11 protein-coding genes and 2 pseudogenes are annotated in these 17,081 nt (G+C 61.3%); 5 read left to right on the top strand and 8 right to left on the bottom strand.

What is annotated here, in order from left to right; genetic code table 11:
* Nucleotides 1–12: 12 nt before the first annotated feature.
* Nucleotides 13–234 carry a DUF6124 family protein gene (locus tag QF043_RS26500; RefSeq protein WP_307420762.1) on the top strand — a complete coding sequence of 74 codons (222 nt, stop codon included), beginning with the start codon at nucleotides 13–15 and terminating at the stop codon, nucleotides 232–234.
* A gap of 125 nt (nucleotides 235–359) precedes the next feature.
* On the opposite strand, the gene trxC is transcribed toward QF043_RS26500, so the two are convergent.
* On the bottom strand, nucleotides 360–794 hold the full coding sequence (trxC, locus tag QF043_RS26495; RefSeq protein WP_017138537.1) for a thioredoxin TrxC: 435 nt from the start codon (nucleotides 792–794) through the stop codon (nucleotides 360–362).
* A gap of 235 nt (nucleotides 795–1,029) precedes the next feature.
* Between trxC and QF043_RS26490 the strand changes: the two genes are divergently transcribed.
* Nucleotides 1,030–1,326, top strand: coding sequence for a type II toxin-antitoxin system HigB family toxin (locus QF043_RS26490; RefSeq protein WP_058422389.1), 297 nt, complete (start codon nucleotides 1,030–1,032; stop codon nucleotides 1,324–1,326).
* Nucleotides 1,323–1,724, top strand: a complete 402-nt coding sequence (locus QF043_RS26485; RefSeq protein ID WP_099487833.1) for a type II toxin-antitoxin system HigA family antitoxin — start codon at nucleotides 1,323–1,325, stop codon at nucleotides 1,722–1,724. The genes QF043_RS26490 and QF043_RS26485 overlap by 4 nt, the downstream gene beginning before the upstream one ends.
* Before the next feature lie 5 nt (nucleotides 1,725–1,729).
* Here QF043_RS26485 and selO read toward each other — a convergent pair whose 3' ends face one another.
* The 5 genes and pseudogenes from selO to QF043_RS30920 form a co-directional block, all read right to left on the bottom strand.
* On the bottom strand, nucleotides 1,730–3,193 hold the full coding sequence (selO, locus tag QF043_RS26480) for a protein adenylyltransferase SelO (protein WP_307420758.1): 1,464 nt from the start codon (nucleotides 3,191–3,193) through the stop codon (nucleotides 1,730–1,732).
* Between the two features lie 48 nt (nucleotides 3,194–3,241).
* The gene (mscK, locus tag QF043_RS26475) at nucleotides 3,242–6,580 is read right to left on the bottom strand and encodes a mechanosensitive channel MscK (RefSeq protein WP_307420757.1); all 3,339 of its coding nucleotides are present in this window, start codon (nucleotides 6,578–6,580) and stop codon (nucleotides 3,242–3,244) included.
* Between the two features lie 56 nt (nucleotides 6,581–6,636).
* Nucleotides 6,637–8,379 (bottom strand): potassium/proton antiporter, encoded by a 1,743-nt coding sequence (locus QF043_RS26470; RefSeq protein WP_307420756.1) that lies wholly within the window; start codon nucleotides 8,377–8,379, stop codon nucleotides 6,637–6,639.
* 247 nt (nucleotides 8,380–8,626) lie between these two features.
* Nucleotides 8,627–9,226: pseudogene (locus QF043_RS30925) on the bottom strand (methyl-accepting chemotaxis protein); the annotation flags it as partial.
* Between the two features lie 303 nt (nucleotides 9,227–9,529).
* Nucleotides 9,530–10,186, bottom strand: a pseudogene (locus QF043_RS30920) (MCP four helix bundle domain-containing protein); the annotation flags it as partial.
* A 343-nt stretch (nucleotides 10,187–10,529) separates the two neighbouring features.
* Between QF043_RS30920 and QF043_RS26460 the strand changes: the two are divergent.
* Nucleotides 10,530–10,760, top strand: a complete 231-nt coding sequence (locus QF043_RS26460) for a hypothetical protein (RefSeq protein ID WP_017138532.1) — start codon at nucleotides 10,530–10,532, stop codon at nucleotides 10,758–10,760.
* Entirely contained in the window at nucleotides 10,757–11,050 is a 294-nt protein-coding gene (locus QF043_RS26455; protein ID WP_017138531.1) for a cell division protein ZapA, read from the top strand. Before QF043_RS26460 ends, QF043_RS26455 begins: the two co-directional genes overlap by 4 nt.
* On the opposite strand, the gene QF043_RS26450 is transcribed toward QF043_RS26455, so the two are convergent.
* Together QF043_RS26450 and putA are read right to left on the bottom strand one after the other, a co-directional pair.
* Nucleotides 11,047–12,849 (bottom strand): acyl-CoA dehydrogenase, encoded by a 1,803-nt coding sequence (locus QF043_RS26450; RefSeq protein WP_307420753.1) that lies wholly within the window; start codon nucleotides 12,847–12,849, stop codon nucleotides 11,047–11,049. The two genes, QF043_RS26455 and QF043_RS26450, sit on opposite strands and share 4 nt — an antisense overlap.
* 210 nt (nucleotides 12,850–13,059) lie before the next feature.
* A complete protein-coding gene (gene putA / locus QF043_RS26445; protein ID WP_307420752.1) occupies nucleotides 13,060–17,013 on the bottom strand; it encodes a trifunctional transcriptional regulator/proline dehydrogenase/L-glutamate gamma-semialdehyde dehydrogenase in 3,954 nt (1,317 codons plus the stop codon).
* Nucleotides 17,014–17,081: the final 68 nt, after the last annotated feature.

Here is a 17,081-nt window from a genome sequence, read left to right as displayed (position 1 = left end):
CGGAGACGATCCATGGTTAACCTTTATACCGTTGCACCCAACCTCCCAACCGAAACCCTCGTACTCAACAGCTACGAAACCTTCTCTTCCGTCCGTACGCTTTTACTCAAGCTGTCCAACGACCTCACTGGCGAGCACCGCGACGTGGCCCTGGCCATCCATCAATTAAGCGAACTCGGCGTAATGCTGGTCGGCCAGATGATGGACCACGAAGCCCCCATAGCCCGAGCTTAAAACGCGGTCAGTGTGGGAGCTGGCTTGCCTGCGATGCAGACAACTCGGTCTATCAGTTGGACCGAGGTGATGCCATCGCAGGCAAGCCAGCTCCCACATTTGACCCCGTTGCTTGAGGGACTGGTTTACACCCCTTGGCTACGCAACCAGCTCATCAACTGCGGCAACGGAAACGCGCCACTCTGGCGCGCCACTTCACGGCCGTTCTTGAACAGAATCAAACTCGGAATCGAGCGAATCCCCAGCTGCGCCGAGAGCTGCTGATTAGCCTCGCTATCAAGCTTGGCCAACCGGCACTTGCCCTCCAACTGCCCAGCCGCCTGCTCAAACACCGGCGCAAACGACTTGCACGGCCCGCACCACTCGGCCCACACATCCACCAGCAACGGCAGGTCGCCCTTGATCTGGCTGGCGTAGTCGCCTTGCTTCAATTCAAAAGGTTTGTTCAGCAACACAGGTTGCTTGCAGCGCCCGCATTTAGGCGCATCACCCAGGCGCTCGCCGGGGATGCGGTTGAGGCCGTTGCAATGCGGGCAGGGGATTACAAGAGGTTCGGACATGGTGGGCTCCTTAGGTACGGCCAATAGACTGTATTTGGAGCCAGGTCCGGGGTTTATCAAGATGCGCAGGCAGTGACGCATCCGCTCACAGTTTGCCCGTGTCGATGCGAGCACCGGTATCTAGGCTGTTCGAGCGTGTTCTGTTTTGCGCCATCTGTCTGTTTGCGGTTATCGCAAATTGCGATAGTCGGGAATCGGGTTTAACCTTCATAGCAAGATGCGATAAGGATGTTGCATGCGAGTGATCAGCGAGAAAAGGATTTGGGAAGCAAAGGAAAAGTGGCCGCGTTCAGCCAGTGCTTTAGATGAGTGGTACCGCCGGATAAAGCGCAACAGCCCGGCTGACTTCGCTTCTATGAAAGGCATTTTTCCCGCAACGGATAAAGTTGGGCAGCTCCATGTGTTCGACATTGGGGGAAACAAGCTGAGGCTGATCGCTTTCGTGCGGTACCAAAAGCAACGAATTTACATCAAGTATCTGTTAGATCACCGCGACTATGAACGGGACAACTGGAAGGAGAAAATCAGATGAGCGCACTCATTCGGCTCGCTGCTGAACATTGGCAATTTGTTTCACCTTTACTGCGCAAGCCTAAAAACGAGGCGGATTACGACGTGCTGGTGACTGCTCTCGACGAACTGCTGGATCTGATCGGGGAGGACGAGTCAAATCCGCTGATGAGTCTGGTGGATATTCTCAGTGATTGGATTGAAGCCTACGATCATGAGCACCGGCCAATGCCCGTTGCCAGTGGTGCCGACGTGCTGCGCGCAATGATGCGCGAGCACGGTTTGAACCAGAGTGATCTGCCTGGTGTAGGCACACAGTCGGTTGTTTCGGAAATTCTGAGTGGCAAGCGTAAGCTCAACCTGCGGCAGATTCGTTGGTTGGCCGAACGTTTTGGCGTAACGGTCGAAACCTTCATTTAGTGCCGTTATGAAGAACAACTAATCTCCAAATGCTTGCCCCAATCCGGCGGCCGCTGGGCGTATTGCTCCATCCCGGCCTGTTCCTCAAACGGCTTGCTCAGCACCTCATGCAGCCGGCGCACTTCGCTGTAATCGCCTGACTCGGCAGCCGCGATGGCGTTCTGTGCCAGATAGTTGCGCAGGATGTACAGCGGGTTAACTGCGTGCATGCGTTCGCGGCGTTGCTCTTGGTTGTCATCGCCATCCCGTGCGACACGGGCCTTGTACTGTTCGGCCCAGGCATCAAACCCGGCCAGGTCGACAAAGTCATCGCGCAAGCGTGCCACGGCCAGCGCCGCCGACTCATCACCCAGGCGCCGGAAGAACAGCGTGTAGTCCACGCCGCTGTTCTGCATCAGTTTCAGCAAGCGTTCCACCAGTGGCTGGTCATCGTCTTCGGCGGTGGTGAGCCCCAGGCGGCGGCGCATCAGGTCCAGGTAGTGCGCCTGATACAGCGGCAGGTACAGGCCGAGCGCTTCTTTCAACGCGTCGACACTGATAAACGGCGTGAGCGCCTGGGCCAGCGCGCTGAGGTTCCACTGCCCGATTGGCACCTGGTTGCTGAAGGAGTAACGCCCTTCATGGTCCGAATGGTTGCAGATGAAGTGCGCGTCAAAGTCATCCAGAAACGCAAATGGCCCGAAGTCGAAGGTGATGCCCAGGATCGACATGTTGTCGGTGTTCATCACGCCGTGGCAAAAGCCATAGGCCTGCCATTTGGCGATCATTTCGGCATTGCGCTCGACGATTTCGCGGAACATTGCCAGGTACGGTTCGGGCTGCTCGCGGCATTCGGGGTAATGCAGGTTAAGCACGTGTTCGGCCAGCTCGGCCTGTTGGTCGGGCTTTTTGGTGTAGTAGAAATACTCGAAATGCCCGAAGCGGATATGGCTGTGAGCCAGGCGCAGCACCATGGCGCCACGCTCTTGTTTCTCGCGCCATACCGGTGTGTCGGATCCGATCACGCACAAGGCGCGGCTGCTGGGAATGCCCAAGGCATGCAGGGCTTCGGAAGCGAGAAACTCACGAATCGAAGAGCGCAACACTGCACGCCCATCGCCCATGCGTGAGTACGGCGTCATCCCGGCGCCTTTGAGGTGCAGGTCCCAATGCTCGCCAGCCTGGTTATACACCTCACCCAGCAACAACCCACGGCCATCGCCCAGTTGTGGGCTATAGCCGCCGAACTGGTGCCCGGAATAGACCATCGCCCGCGGTTCTGCTTCGGCCCACAGTTTGTGCCCGCCAAACAGCTCGGCAAATACCGGCGTTTCCGCCACGGCCGGGTCGAGGTCGAGCAGGGCCATGGCGGCATCGCTCGCCACCACAAGACGCGGCGCGTCGAGGGGTTCAGGCAGAACGTGGGTTGAGAACGCATCGCCCAGGCGTGCGAAGCGGTTGTCGAAGGTCAGTTCGTCGAGGGCTTTCACCGGCCATCTCCAGCAGAATGTCCGAGCATTCTGCTGGGGATAGGGCGTTTAGTCGAGTTTGCTCGGCGGCGGCTCTTGCACGCCGCCGTCGTTGGCGGGTTTGGCCGGCGTGTCGACTTCCACCAGTTTGTATTCCTGGCCGTGAAGGTTCTTGAGGTAGACCTCCATCTGGCGGAACGAGATGTTGATGTGGTGGTTCTTGAACTCGCGGTTGATAAAGCGGTTCACCTCGTCGATCACCGGGTTGCGGTCACCGAGGTCGCGCACGTGCATGCGCAGTTCGTGGTCGAGGGTGCTTTCGCCGAAGTTGAGGAAGTACACATGGGGTTCCGGCTCCTTCAGCACACGCGGGTTTTCTCGCGCCGCCTTGAGTAGCAATTCTTTCACCAGATCCAGGTCGGAGCCGTAGTCCACACCGAGTTTCAGCGTCACGCGGGTGATGGTGTCGGTCAGCGACCAGTTGATCAATTGCCCAGTGATAAACGTCTTGTTCGGGACAATGATGTCCTTGCGGTCGAAGTCGGTGATCGTGGTGGCGCGGATGCGGATCTTGCTCACCGTGCCCGACAGGTTGCCGATGGTGATGGTGTCGCCGATGCGCACCGGGCGTTCGAACAGGATCATGATGCCGGAGATAAAGTTGGCGAAGATCTCCTGCATACCAAAGCCCAACCCCACCGACAGCGCCGCCACCAGCCATTGCAGCTTGTCCCAGCTCACGCCGAGGGTGGACAAGGTGGAGACGAAACCGACGCCGGCGATCACATAGGACAGCAAGGTGGTGGTGGCATAGGCGCTGCCCTGGGCCAGGTCCAGCTTGGACAGCACCAGTACTTCGAGCAAGCCGGGCAGGTTGCGCGCCAGGGCGAAGGTGATGCCGACGATGATCGAGGCGCCGAGCAAGTCGCCGATGCTGATCGGCACCATGCTGATATTGGCGCCAGTGCCGCTGGTGTATTCGTAGAGGGTCACGTTGTCCAGGTAGGAGAACACGGTGATCAGGTCTTTCCACACCCAGTACAGCGCGGCGATAAAGCCGCCGAGCAAGGCCAGGCGGATCAGGCGCATGGACTGTTCGTTGACCTGTTCGATGTCCAGGGTCGGTTCTTCGATCACCGCTTCGCCGTCGCCGGCTTCCTTGGCGGCCTGGCGTTTGGCCAGGGCGCGAGCATAGGCCAGGCGCCGTGCAGCTACGCCGAGGCCGCGTACAAAGGTGGCCTCGATGACCAGCCAGAACATCAGCAGGTACAGGGTGTTGATCAGCCGGTCACTGAGTTTGAGCGCGGTGTAGTAGTAGCCAAAGCACACGGCGATAAACAGCGCGACGGGCAGGGCGGTAAACACCAGGCCCACGGCCTTGCGGAACAAGGAGGCTTTTTCGTGGGTCGGGCTGTGCAGCAGCAGGCGGCTCAGCAGCCAGGCCATCAGCGCGTAGCAGGTCAGCACCACGGCGATGCCCAGCACGTCGTCGGCCAGCGCGGCCGGCTGGTGTTCGGCGATGGCCACTACGGCTACCAGGGCCAACACCACCAGCCCGAGCTTGCGGATCCAGCCCTGGAGGAATTCGACCTGGGGCTTTTCCCAGCGGAAATGCAGTTCGGCCACGCCACCCGGCGCGAGAATCCGGTAGGCGGTGTAGAACACCAGCCACGCCTGGGCGATCAGCAGCAAGGCCGCGCCCAAGTTGGCGTTTTGCCCACGGGCGTCGATTTGCAGCGCGTAGCCGCACAATGCCAGCGCCAGGGCCACCGGCAGCGCCAGCAGGATATTCACCAGGATGGCCACCGGCGTGTGCCATTGGCTGTCGCGCTTGAAGTGGCCAATATCGAGGTGGATCTTTTTCAGGCGCGCGTACAAGGCTTTACGCCGCCACAGCAGTGCACCAATCAACAGCAGCAACGGCAAGAACAGCAGCGGGCGCTGGGTCAGGCCGTCATACAGTTCGCTGACGCTCGAAGCCCACGGCAGGGTGGTGACTTGCTTGGTCAGGTGGTCCGGCACGGTTTCCAGCCACTCGGTGTCCAGCGGCTTGTTGCTGGGGATCCAGAACATTTGCTCGTCGAGGGTGGCGCGCAGGTTGGTGGCGGTGCTGAGCAGTTGTTTCTGGTTCAGTTGCAGGGTGATGGATTCGTTCAGCAGCGCGCTCAGCTCACGGCTCAGGCGTTCGAGCAGGTCGCTGCGAGTGATCGCCAGTTCCAGCAGGGTGCGGCGCAATTGTGGCGTCACGTCATCCGGCGATTGGTTGGCCAGCAGGTTATCCACGTAGGTGCTGGGCGTGCTGATCAGTTCGCGTTGCTGGTTGACCTCGAACTGGTACAGGCGAATGTTGGCGATGTCGTCCGCCAGGTTGCGGTCGACGGTCAGGCGCGGCAGTGCCTGTTTTTGTTTGTAGAGGATCTTGGAGAGCAGCAGGCTGCCCTTGAGCACGTTGATCTGTTCGTCCAGGGCCGAGTCGCTTTGGGTGACGGTGTCCAGTTGCTGCTTGGTCTGCAGGTTTTTCTGGGTCAGGTCATTGAGGCGGTCAGTGCTTTTGAGCAGGTAGTCGGAGAGCTTGAGGTTGGCCGCGCTTTCGGTCGCGAGCAGGCTGCTGCCGCCGGCCTTTTGCGCTTCGATGGACTGCTGGGTCACGGTCTGCTGGGACTGGGCCAGGCGTTTCTGGTTGATCAGGGTTTGCAGGTCCTGAATCTCTTGCTCCAGGCGCGCGGTCTTTTCCACCACCAGGTCATGCTGGCTGTTGCCCAAATCTTGCAGTTGGCTGTTGCCGGCCAGTTCCTGGCGGCGCAGCGGGATCAGGGCATTAAGGGCCGCAAGTTCGGCATTCAGTTGGTTGCGCTGGTCGCCGCTGAGGGTTTTGCCGTTGTCTTTACCGGCCTTGAGGATCGAATTGATCTGCTGGATGCGTGTCTGGCTGCTGCTGATTTCGGTCTGGGCGCGTTCGGGACGGGTTTGCGCGGCGATGGTCAAGCTGTTGGCTTCGGCCAACTCTTTTTGCAGGTCGCCTTGCTGGGTGCTGCGCTGCACCAGCAATTGCTCAAGTTGCGGCACGGGCAGCGAAGCATAGCGTTGGGCCACGGGGACGATTTTAGTCGCCTTGAGCCGTACCAGTTCACGCTGGTTGTCGGTGGTCTGGCGCGGGGCTTCTGCCAACTGGCGCTTGAGGTCGACCAGGCGCTGCTCGTAATCCTGCTTGTTGCCCAGGTACGTCAACGTCTGTTGCAGGATGCTCTGCAACGCCTTCATGTCGGCGTCGGGCAGCTTGCGGTCGGGTAGCTTGTCCAGGCTTTGCTGGATGGCGTCGGTGCTGGGCGGGTCGGCGGCGTAGACGTTGCCCACGCAGAGGGTCAGGCCCAGCAGGGCAGTGGCTAAAAAGGTGCGCAGTAGGGTCATGGATACCGGTCGAGCAAGATAAAGAGGCTGGTGGCGTGGCGCCATAGCCCCGCAGTTTAGAGGAAGAGTCCAGGGCCTGGACGACTTCCTTCGGGGAATTTGACGCCGACTTTTCCGATCTTGTTCCCGTCCATGACCGCGACGGTCCAGATTGTGTTGTTCCATTCCACCTGGTCGCCGACGATGGGCGCGCCGCCGACCTTCTGGGTGATGAAGCTGCTGAGCGGCATGTTCGGGTCGATGCCGTCGAGCTTGAGCCCGTACAAGGCAGAGACCGCGCCCAGCTGGGCGTCGCCTTCGAGCACAAAATCGCCGAAGAAGCGCAGGTCGAGGCCGCGCTGCGGCGCCTGGCTGAACAGTTTGCCGAGGGCCGGCAGGTTGTGTTCGTGGCCGATCACGCAGAGTAAATCGTCGACTTCGAGCACCGTACTACCCGACGGATGGAGCAGTTGCTGGCCACGAAACAGCGCGGCGATGCGCGTGCCTTCGGGCATTTTCAGCTCGCGCAGGGCGGCGCCGATGCACCATTTTTCCGCGCCCAGGCGGTAGACGAACAGCTCCCACTCGCTGGTGACGTGCACTTCCAGGGCGGCGCGGGAGATGGGCGCCGGTTCCGGCGGCACGGTGACCTTCAGCAACTTGGCCACCCACGGCAGGCTGGTGCCCTGCACCAGCAGCGACACCAGCACGATGAAGAACGCCAGGTTGAAGTACAACTGCGCGTGCGGCAGGCCCGCCATCAGCGGGAACACCGCCAGAATGATCGGCACCGCGCCGCGCAAACCGACCCAGGCGATAAAGGCTTTTTCGCGACCGTGGAAAGCCTTGAACGGCAGCAGGCCGACCATCACCGACAGCGGCCGCGCAAACAGGATCATCCACAACGCCAGGCCCAGCGCCGGCAAGGCGATGGGCAACAAGTCATGGGGTGTGACCAGCAGCCCCAGCACCAGGAACATGCCGATCTGTGCCAGCCACGCCATGCCGTCGAGCATATGCAAAATGCCATGACGGCTGCGCACCGGGCGATTGCCGATCACCAGGCCGCATAGGTACACGGCGAGGAAGCCGCTGCCGTGCAGGGCGTTGGTCAGGGCGAACACTACCAGGCCGCCGGCAATCACCAGGATCGGGTACAGGCCGGTGGCCAGGTTGATGCGGTTGACCATTTGCAGCATCAGCCAGCCGCCGCCCAGGCCGACGATGCCGCCGATACCGAATTCGCGGATCAGGTGAGTCAGCAGGCTCCAGTGCAGGCCGGTCTGGCCGCTGGCAAGCATGTCGATCAGGGTGACGGTAAGGAACACCGCCATCGGGTCGTTGCTGCCGGATTCGATTTCCAGGCTGGCGGTGACCCGCTCGTTCAGGCCCTTGCCGCCCAGCAGCGAGAACACGGCTGCGGCGTCTGTGGAGCCGACAATCGCGCCGATCAGCAAGCCTTGGATGATGTTGAGGTCGAACAGCCAGGCCGCCGCCATGCCGGTGAGGCCGGTGGTAATCAACACCCCCACTGTGGCCAGCGACAACGCCGGCCAGAGTGCCACGCGAAAACTCGCCACCCGTGTGCGCAAACCGCCGTCGAGCAGGATCACGGCCAATGCGAGGTTGCCCACCAGATACGCGGTTGGGTAGTTATCGAAGATGATGCCGCCGCCATCGACGCCGGCGACCATGCCCACGGCCAGGATGATCACCAGAATCGGGATCCCTAAGCGCGAGGAAAGAGAACTCACCAGAATGCTCGCACCCACCAGCAACGCGCCGATCAAGAACAGGCTGTTGATGGTCGTCGCATTCAAAGGCAGTACTCCAGAGCTGGGAAGACAGGGCGCAAACTGACCATGCAGTCTGCGTGCCAGCGATTCTAACCTGTTGAATTGCTGTGCTGTCAAAAAGCTTTTTCTGATTCGCACAGATCCAATGTGGGAGCGGGCTTGCTCGCGAATGCGGTGGGTCAGTTATGAAATGGGTGACTGACACTGCGCTTTCGCGAGCAAGTCGAATCGTCGCACCGCCGCTCCCATATTTTTAGCCCTGCAGTGTCAGTTAAAGCCTGAAGCGCCCCACCATTCCATTCAGGTCAACCGCCAAGCGCGACAACTCACTGCTCGCCGCGCTGGTCTGGCTGGCACCCGTGGCCGACTGCACCGACAAATCACGAATATTCACCAGATTACGGTCCACTTCCCGTGCCACTTGCGCCTGCTCTTCGGCCGCGCTGGCGATCACCAGGTTGCGTTCGTTGATCTCCACAATCGCAGTGTTGATGGTGTCCAGCGACAGGCCCGCGCCTTTGGCGATGTTCAACGTCGACTCCGCACGTTCGGTGCTGTTGCGCATCGAATCCACCGCATGCTCGGTGCCGGCCTGAATGCTGCCGATCATCCGCTCGATCTCGCTGGTCGATTGCTGGGTGCGATGGGCCAGCGCGCGCACTTCATCGGCGACCACGGCAAACCCACGACCGGCTTCACCGGCACGTGCCGCTTCAATGGCGGCGTTCAGGGCCAGCAGGTTGGTCTGGTCGGCCAGGCCGCGAATCACGTCGAGCACTTTGCCGATGTCGCGGGACTCATTGGCCAGGTCGCCAATCAAGGTGGCGGTGGCTTGCACGTCGCCACTCATGCGCTCGATGGCGCTGACGGTTTCCTGCACCAGGTCACGGCCGTCACCGGCAGACGTGGTGGCGTTGCGCGAGGCTTCGGAGGTGCTCACCGCGTTGCGTGCGACTTCTTCAACGGCGCTGGTCATCTCGTTGACGGCGGTGGCAGCTTGTTCGATTTCGTTGTTCTGCTGGGTCAGGCCACGGGCGCTTTCGTCGGTGACAGCATTCAGTTCTTCTGCCGCAGACGCAAGCTGGGTCGCGGAGCCGGCGATGCGTTGCAGGGTGTCGCGCAGCTTGTCCTGCATCTTGGCCATGGCAGCGAGCAGGCGGCCGGCTTCGTCGTTGCCGTCAACCTTGATCGGGCGCGTGAGGTTGCCTTCGGCGACTTCTTCGGCGGCTTCCAGGGCCTGGGCGATGGGCAGCGTGATGCTGCGGGTCAGCAGCCAGGCGAACAGCAGGGTCAGCGCCGTGGCAATGATCAGCAGGCCCACTACCAGGTCAAAGGCCATGTCGTATTGGTCTTTGGCTTCTTGGTTGGTGGTGTTGGCCATCTGGTTGTTGATGTCCAGCAGGCGCGTCAGCACCGCATTGACTTGCTCGGAATTGCTCAGTAGTTCGGTGTTGAGCAAGGTGCGCAGTTCATCGATCTGGTTAGCGCGCGACAGGCTCTTCATGCGCTCCTCGATCTGATGGTACTGGCCGAGCAAACGCACGTATTCATCGTAGGCGCTGCGCTCTTCGCGGCTGTCGATGAGTTTTTCGTAAACGCCTTGGGCAGCACGAATCTGCTGGTTACGCAGTTCGAAGGCTTCCAGGGTCTTTTGCTGCACGTCCGGCTCGCGGTTGGTCAGCAAGCGGTACGACAGCACCCGCAGGCGCAGGGTCAGCTGGGTGAATTCGTCGAGGGCGCGAATGCTCGGCACGCTGGCCTGGGTGATGTCTTCGGTGGCTGCGCGAATTTTGCTCATCTGGTTCAAGGCGAACACACCGAGAAACAACATCAGCGCGCCAATAAACGCAAAGCCAAGGAAGGCCCTCGGAGCGATATTCATATTACGAAGAGACATGCGGGAATCCTGGGGAGAAGCGCGATCCGTGCGGCCATGAGACGAGGTGTGCATTGCGTATCGGCCATGCGACTAAAGTCTTAAGGGGGCGCGCGCTTTTGTCGCATCTGACGAGGGGTTGGACGGATTCAGGAACCAGATCGGGTAAAAGCAGTCACTAAGGCTCTAAAGTGCGGCCCGGCCCTTAAAAATCGGGCTGCCTGCCTGGGATAACCCTGGCATCCGAGGTGAATTTTCTTTATCGTCACCGCCCTTTGAAAAAGCCCGAGAAATCAAAATGTTAGAAGCATCCCTCAGCCAGCTTGAACAGCTGGTCACTGACCTCGTACAACAAAATCAAGACCTGCTCGGCAGCAATGAAGCCCTGAAAGCGGAACTGGCCCGCGCCAAGGACGAAAACGACAGCCTGCAACTGAACCTGATGGAACAGGAAGAAAAGCACGGCGCCACCGCCGCGCGTATCCAGGCGCTGGTTGAGCGTGTGAGCGCAGGGCCTGTCGGCGCATGAATGAAGGGATAAAGGTCGTTTCGATTCTCGGAGAGGATTACTCGATCAAGGCGCCGCAAGGGGAGGATCAAACCCTGATGCACGCCGTGACCATGCTCAAGGCCTCCCTGGCCACCACCAAGAAAAAGTACCCGACCCTGATCGGTGACAAATTATTGGTACTGGCCGCGCTGAACCTGTGCGCCGAGCAGATCGACATGCAAAAGCATCACCAGCAGGAACTCGACCGTTACCAAGAGCAAGTCAGCGCCACGGTCGAAGTGATTTCCAAGGCGATCGGAACGCCTTAGAACCACGCGTCCTGCATGCCCAGGCACGTGTCATCGCGTGCCTCCAGAATCGCCAGTTCATGATGGCAGCTCGGTACTTCCCAGGTCAGGAAGTACCGGGCGGCCTGGAGCTTGCCTTTGTAAAAGGCCACATCGGCCGTATTACCCTTGGCCAAACCTTCCTCGGCGCGAATCGCCTGCTCCAGCCAGCGCCAGCCAATCACCGTGTGCCCGAACACCTTCAAGTACAGTGCCGAGTTCGCCAGGCTGCTGTTGACCTTGCCGTGGGCGAGATCCGTCAGCAGGCCAATGGTCACGCTTTGCAGGCGGCTGACCAGTTGCTCCAGCGGTTCTCGCAGGGCCGTCAATGACGGGTATTCCTGAGCCCGAGCGCCGGTTTCGGCGATCAGGCGGATCAGCTGCTTCAAGCCCGCGCCGCCGTTTTGCGCGAGCTTGCGCCCGAGCAAATCCAGGGACTGAATGCCGTGGGTGCCTTCGTGGATCGGGTTCAGGCGGTTGTCGCGGTAGTACTGCTCCACCGGGTACTCGCGGGTGTAGCCGTGGCCGCCGAGGATCTGGATCGCCAGTTCGTTGGCCTTGAGGCAGAACTCCGATGGCCAGGATTTGACGATAGGCGTGAGCAGGTCGAGCAGTTCGTGGGCGTGCTTGCGCTCGGCCTCGGTTTCCAGCGTGGTGGTGTCGTCAAACAACCGAGCCGCGTACAGGCCCAGGTCGAAGGCGCCTTCCACATAGGCTTTCTGGGTCAGCAGCATGCGCTTGATATCGGCGTGCTGGATGATCGACACCGGCGCGGTGCTCGGGTCTTTGCTGTCGGGCAGGCGACCTTGCGGGCGTTCGCGGGCATATTCCAGGGAATAGAGGTAGCCGGCGTAACCCAGCATCACCGCGCCCATGCCGACGCCGATGCGCGCCTCGTTCATCATCTGGAACATGCAGCTCAAGCCCTGATGGGGTTTACCCACCAGGTAGCCGACGCAGTTGCCGTTATCGCCGAAGTTGAGCGCCGTGGACGTGGTGCCGCGCCAGCCCATCTTGTGGAACAGCCCGGCCAGCAGTACGTCATTGCGTGCGCCGAGGCTGCCGTCCTCGTTGACCAGGAATTTGGGCACGATAAACAGCGAAATGCCCTTCACCCCAGGCGGCGCGTCCGGCAGCTTCGCCAGCACCATGTGCACGATGTTTTCCGACAGCGGGTGGTCGCCGCCGGAGATGAAGATCTTGTTGCCCTTGAGCTGATACGTGCCGTCAGCCGCAGGCTCGGCGCGAGTGCGAATGTCCGACAGCGACGAGCCGGCATGTGGTTCGGTGAGGGCCATGGTGCCGAAGAAGCGGCCTTCGATCATCGGCTGCAGGAAACGCTGTTTTTGTTCCTCGGTGCCGAAGCTTTCGATGAGGTTGGCGGCGCCCATGGTCAGGAACGGGTAGGACGTTGAAGCGGCGTTGGCTGACTGAAAGTGCGCGAAACAGGCTTGGGAGAGCAGCGTCGGCAACTGCATGCCACCGGCTTCGAAACTGCGGGCAGCGTTCAGAAAGCCCGCTTCCAGAAAAGCGTCCACGGCGGGTTTGACTTCCGGGATCAGGATCGCCTGGCCCTCTTCGTAGCGCGGTTCGTTTTCGTCGTTTTTGCGGTTGTGCGGCGCGAAGTACTTCTCGGCAATGCTGCGCGCCGTGCTGATGGCGGCATCGAAGGTTTCGCGGTTGTGTTCGGCAAACCGCTCGCGCTGGGTCAGGCCCTCGGCATCGAGGACTTCATACAGCTCGAAAGCCAGATTGCGGGAACTGAGCAGCATCTCGGACATGGCGGCTTACCTTTGAAGGGAATCGCCTGAGTCTAAGTGCGCGAATAGAGGCTGGATAGCAAGATTGATTTGCGTGATGGAGGGGCAGAACGCGGGCGGAAGGTTGGATGCGGTCAATGTGGGAGCTGGCTTGCCTGCTAAGAGGCCGTGCCAGCTGACATTTATGTCACTGGCCCACCGCTATCGCAGGCAAGCCAGCTCCCACATGAGTTAACCGATAGTCATCAGGCTCGCATTCCCACCTGCCGCAGCTGTGTTAACGCTCAATGCCCGCTCGATCACCAGGCGCTCCAGCGCAATCGCCGTCTCACCTTGCGACAAACCATGCACCCCAACAATCGCGCCACCGCGCTGCGCCACTTGCTGGCACACCGCGCGCAGTTGGTCGGAATCGCCGTGGTGCACGACCGCGTCGAACACCACCTCATCCTTGGTCCAGTCAGCCACGCGCTTGATCTTCGCCTGAACTTCCCGCGGCAAGCGTGGGAACAAGGCTTTGGTCAGGTCAGTTTCCGGCCATACCGCCGAACCGCCCACCGCCAGCACTGCCGCCAGTTGTGTCAGCAGGTCGCCTTCCACTTCCGCCAGGCACAACACGTGCTCGCGGGGCAGGATGGCGTAGCTGTTGCGCTCGCCGGTCGGGCCGGCCAGTTGGCGGGTGATACCGCTTTGCGATTGCGCGGCGAACTGGCTGCACAGGGCACTCAGGTCGCTGAACGTGTTGCTGTCGGCCCAGGTTTTCAGGGCGGTCAGCGGTTGGCTCATGGCGTCGCGCAGGCGCACGTCCGGTGCGGTCAGCTTGTCGCCGCGCACGAAGGATTGCTCGATGGCATCCGTAGGGCGCGTCGACAGCAGGCGGTACAGGTACAGCGGGCCGCCCGCTTTCGGACCCGTGCCCGACAGGCCTTCGCCGCCGAACGGTTGCACACCGACCACGGCACCGACGATGTTGCGGTTCACGTAGACGTTACCGGCATGCACGTTGTCGATCACCTTGGCGATGGTCTCGTCGATACGGGTGTGCACGCCCAGGGTCAGGCCGTAGCCGGAAGCATTGATCTGGCCGATAAGCTGGTCGATCTCTTTGCGCTTGTAGCGCACCACGTGCAGTACCGGGCCGAAGATTTCGCGTTGCAGTTCGTCGAAGCTTTCCAGCTCGATCAGGGTGGGCATCACGAAGGTGCCGCGCTTGATCTCTTCGCCGTCGGCAATCGCCACCTGGTACACATTGCGGCCTTTGTCGCGCATGGCCTGGATGTGTTTCTCGATGCCGGCCTTGGCTTCGGCGTCGATCACCGGGCCGATGTCCACCGACAAACGCTCCGGGTTGCCCAGGCGGCATTCAGCCATGGCGCCCTTGAGCATTTCGATCACGCGGTCGGCCGAATCTTCCTGCAGGCACAGTACACGCAGGGCCGAGCAACGCTGGCCGGCGCTGTCGAAGGCCGAGGAAACGACGTCGATCACCACTTGTTCGGTGAGTGCCGAAGAGTCGACGATCATCGCGTTCTGGCCACCGGTTTCGGCGATCAGCGGGATCGGACGGCCCTGGGCATCCAGGCGCCCGGCGACATTGCGTTGCAGCAGGCGCGCCACTTCGGTGGAACCTGTAAACATCACGCCCTTGACGCGATCATCACCGACCAGGCGGGCACCGACGCTTTCGCCCTGGCCCGGCAGCAGCTGCAGCACGCCTTCCGGGATACCGGCTTCGAGCAGGATGCGCACGGCTTGTGCCGCCACCAGCGGGGTTTGCTCGGCAGGCTTGGCCAGCACCGGGTTACCGGCGGCCAGTGCCGCAGCCACTTGGCCGCTGAAGATTGCCAGCGGGAAGTTCCACGGGCTGATGCAGACCACTGGGCCCAATGGGCGGTGGGCATCGTTGGTGAAATCGTTGCGCGCCTGCACTGCGTAGTAACGCAGGAAGTCCACGGCTTCACGCACTTCGGCGATGGCGTTGGCGAAGGTTTTGCCGGCTTCACGGGCCAGCAGGCCCATCAGTGGCTGGATCTCGCCTTCCATCAAGTCGGCGGCGCGCTCCAGGATCGCGGCACGTTCGGCAGGCGGGGTGGCCTGCCAGATCGGGCCGGCGTTGATGGCGCACTGGATCGCGTTGTCGACGTCTTCGACCGTGGCTTCCTGTACATGGCCTACCACATCACGCAGATCGGACGGGTTCAGCACCGGTGCAGCAGCTTCAGTGCTGGAAGCGCAGCCCAGCATCGGCGCGGCTTTCCAATCGTTATGCGCGGTGGCCAGCAGCGCGCAAGACAGCGACGCCAAGCGATGTTCGTTGGCCAGGTCGATACCGGCCGAGTTGGCGCGGTCGCTGCCATACAGGTCACGCGGCAGCGGGATACGCGGGTGCGGCAGGCCGAAGCCGCCTTCCTGCGTGGCCATCTGCTCGATGTTGGCCACCGGGTCGGCCACCAGCTCCTGAATCGAGATGGTGTGGTCGGCAATGCGGTTGACGAATGAAGTGTTGGCGCCGTTTTCCAGCAGGCGACGTACCAGGTACGCCAGCAATGTTTCGTGGGTGCCGACCGGTGCGTACACGCGGCACGGACGGTTCAGTTTGCCCTCGGAAACCTTGCCTACAACCTGCTCGTACAGCGGTTCACCCATGCCGTGCAGGCACTGGAACTCGTACTGGCCGGGGTAATAGTTCTGACCGGCGATATGGTAGATGGCCGACAGCGTATGGGCGTTGTGCGTGGCGAACTGCGGGTAGATGGCTTCCGGTACCGACAGCAGTTTGCGTGCGCAGGCAATGTAGGAAACGTCGGTGTACACCTTGCGGGTGTACACCGGGTAGCCTTCCAGGCCTTCGACCTGGGCGCGCTTGATTTCGCTGTCCCAGTACGCGCCTTTTACCAGGCGGATCATCAGGCGATGGCGGCTGCGGCGTGCCAGATCAATCACGTAGTCGATCACATACGGGCAACGCTTCTGGTACGCCTGGATCACGAAGCCGATGCCGTTCCAGCCGGTCAGTTGCGGCTCGAAGCACAGGCGCTCGAGCAGATCCAGCGACAGCTCCAGGCGGTCGGCTTCTTCGGCGTCGATGTTCAGGCCGATGTCGTAGTGCTTGGCCAGCAGGGTCAGCGACAGCAGGCGCGGGTACAACTCGTCCATCACGCGCTCGTACTGCGCACGGCTGTAACGCGGGTGCAGTGCCGAGAGTTTGATGGAGATGCCCGGGCCTTCATAAATCCCACGGCCGTGGGAGGCTTTGCCGATGGAATGAATGGCTTGTTCGTACGAGGCCAGGTACTTCTGGGCGTCGTGTTCGGTCAGCGCGGCTTCACCGAGCATGTCGTAGGAATAGCGGAAACCCTTGGCTTCGAACTTGCTCGCGTTGGCCAGGGCTTCGGCGATGGTTTCGCCGGTGACGAACTGCTCGCCCATCAGGCGCATGGCCATGTCGACGCCCTTGCGGATCATCGGCTCGCCGCTCTTGCCGATGATGCGGCTCAGGGACGAGGTCAGGCCCGCTTCGTTATGGGTGGCGACCAGCTTGCCGGTCAGCAGCAAGCCCCAGGTGGCGGCGTTTACGAACAGCGACGGGCTGTTGCCCAAGTGCGGCTGCCAGTTGCCGGTGCTGATCTTGTCGCGGATCAGCGCGTCGCGGGTGCCCTTGTCCGGGATGCGCAGCAGCGCTTCGGCCAGGCACATCAGCGCTACGCCTTCCTGGGACGACAGGGAGAATTCTTGCAGCAGGCCTTGAACGATACCGGCACGGCCGCCGGCGCTCTTCTGGTTGCGCAGTTTTTCGGCAATCGAGGCGGCCAGCTTGTTGGTGGCGTCGGCCATCGGCTGCGGCAGGCGCGCCTGCTCGATCAGCATCGGCACCACTTCCGGCTCCGGGCGGCGGTAAGCGGAGGTGATCGAGGCGCGCAGTACCGATTGCGGCAGAATGCTTTCGGCAAACTCCAGGAAGCACTGGTGGGCGTGGTCCGGTTGCACTTCGCCGGCGTCTTCAGCGTCCTTGCTGCCCGAGCCATTGAGCTCGGTCAGGGTTGCACCACCCTCGAGTTTCTCCAGGTAATTGAAAATTGCCTGCTTGATCAGCCAGTGCGGCGTGCGATCAATGGAGGTCGCGGCCGCCTTCAGGCGTTCGCGGGTCGGGTCGTCGAGTTTGACCCCAAGGGTGGTCGTTGCCATCTTTTTATCCTCATGGGTGCCACTACCGAGTGGCATCTGCTGGCGGCAAGATTAGCTTTGCGCATGCG

Origin of the sequence: Pseudomonas sp. W3I7, from assembly GCF_030816095.1 — a bacterium.
Classification (GTDB): domain Bacteria; phylum Pseudomonadota; class Gammaproteobacteria; order Pseudomonadales; family Pseudomonadaceae; genus Aquipseudomonas; species Aquipseudomonas salomonii.
The sequence above is the reverse complement of the archived record's forward strand: the minus strand, read 5'-3'. Positions and strand labels throughout refer to the sequence as shown.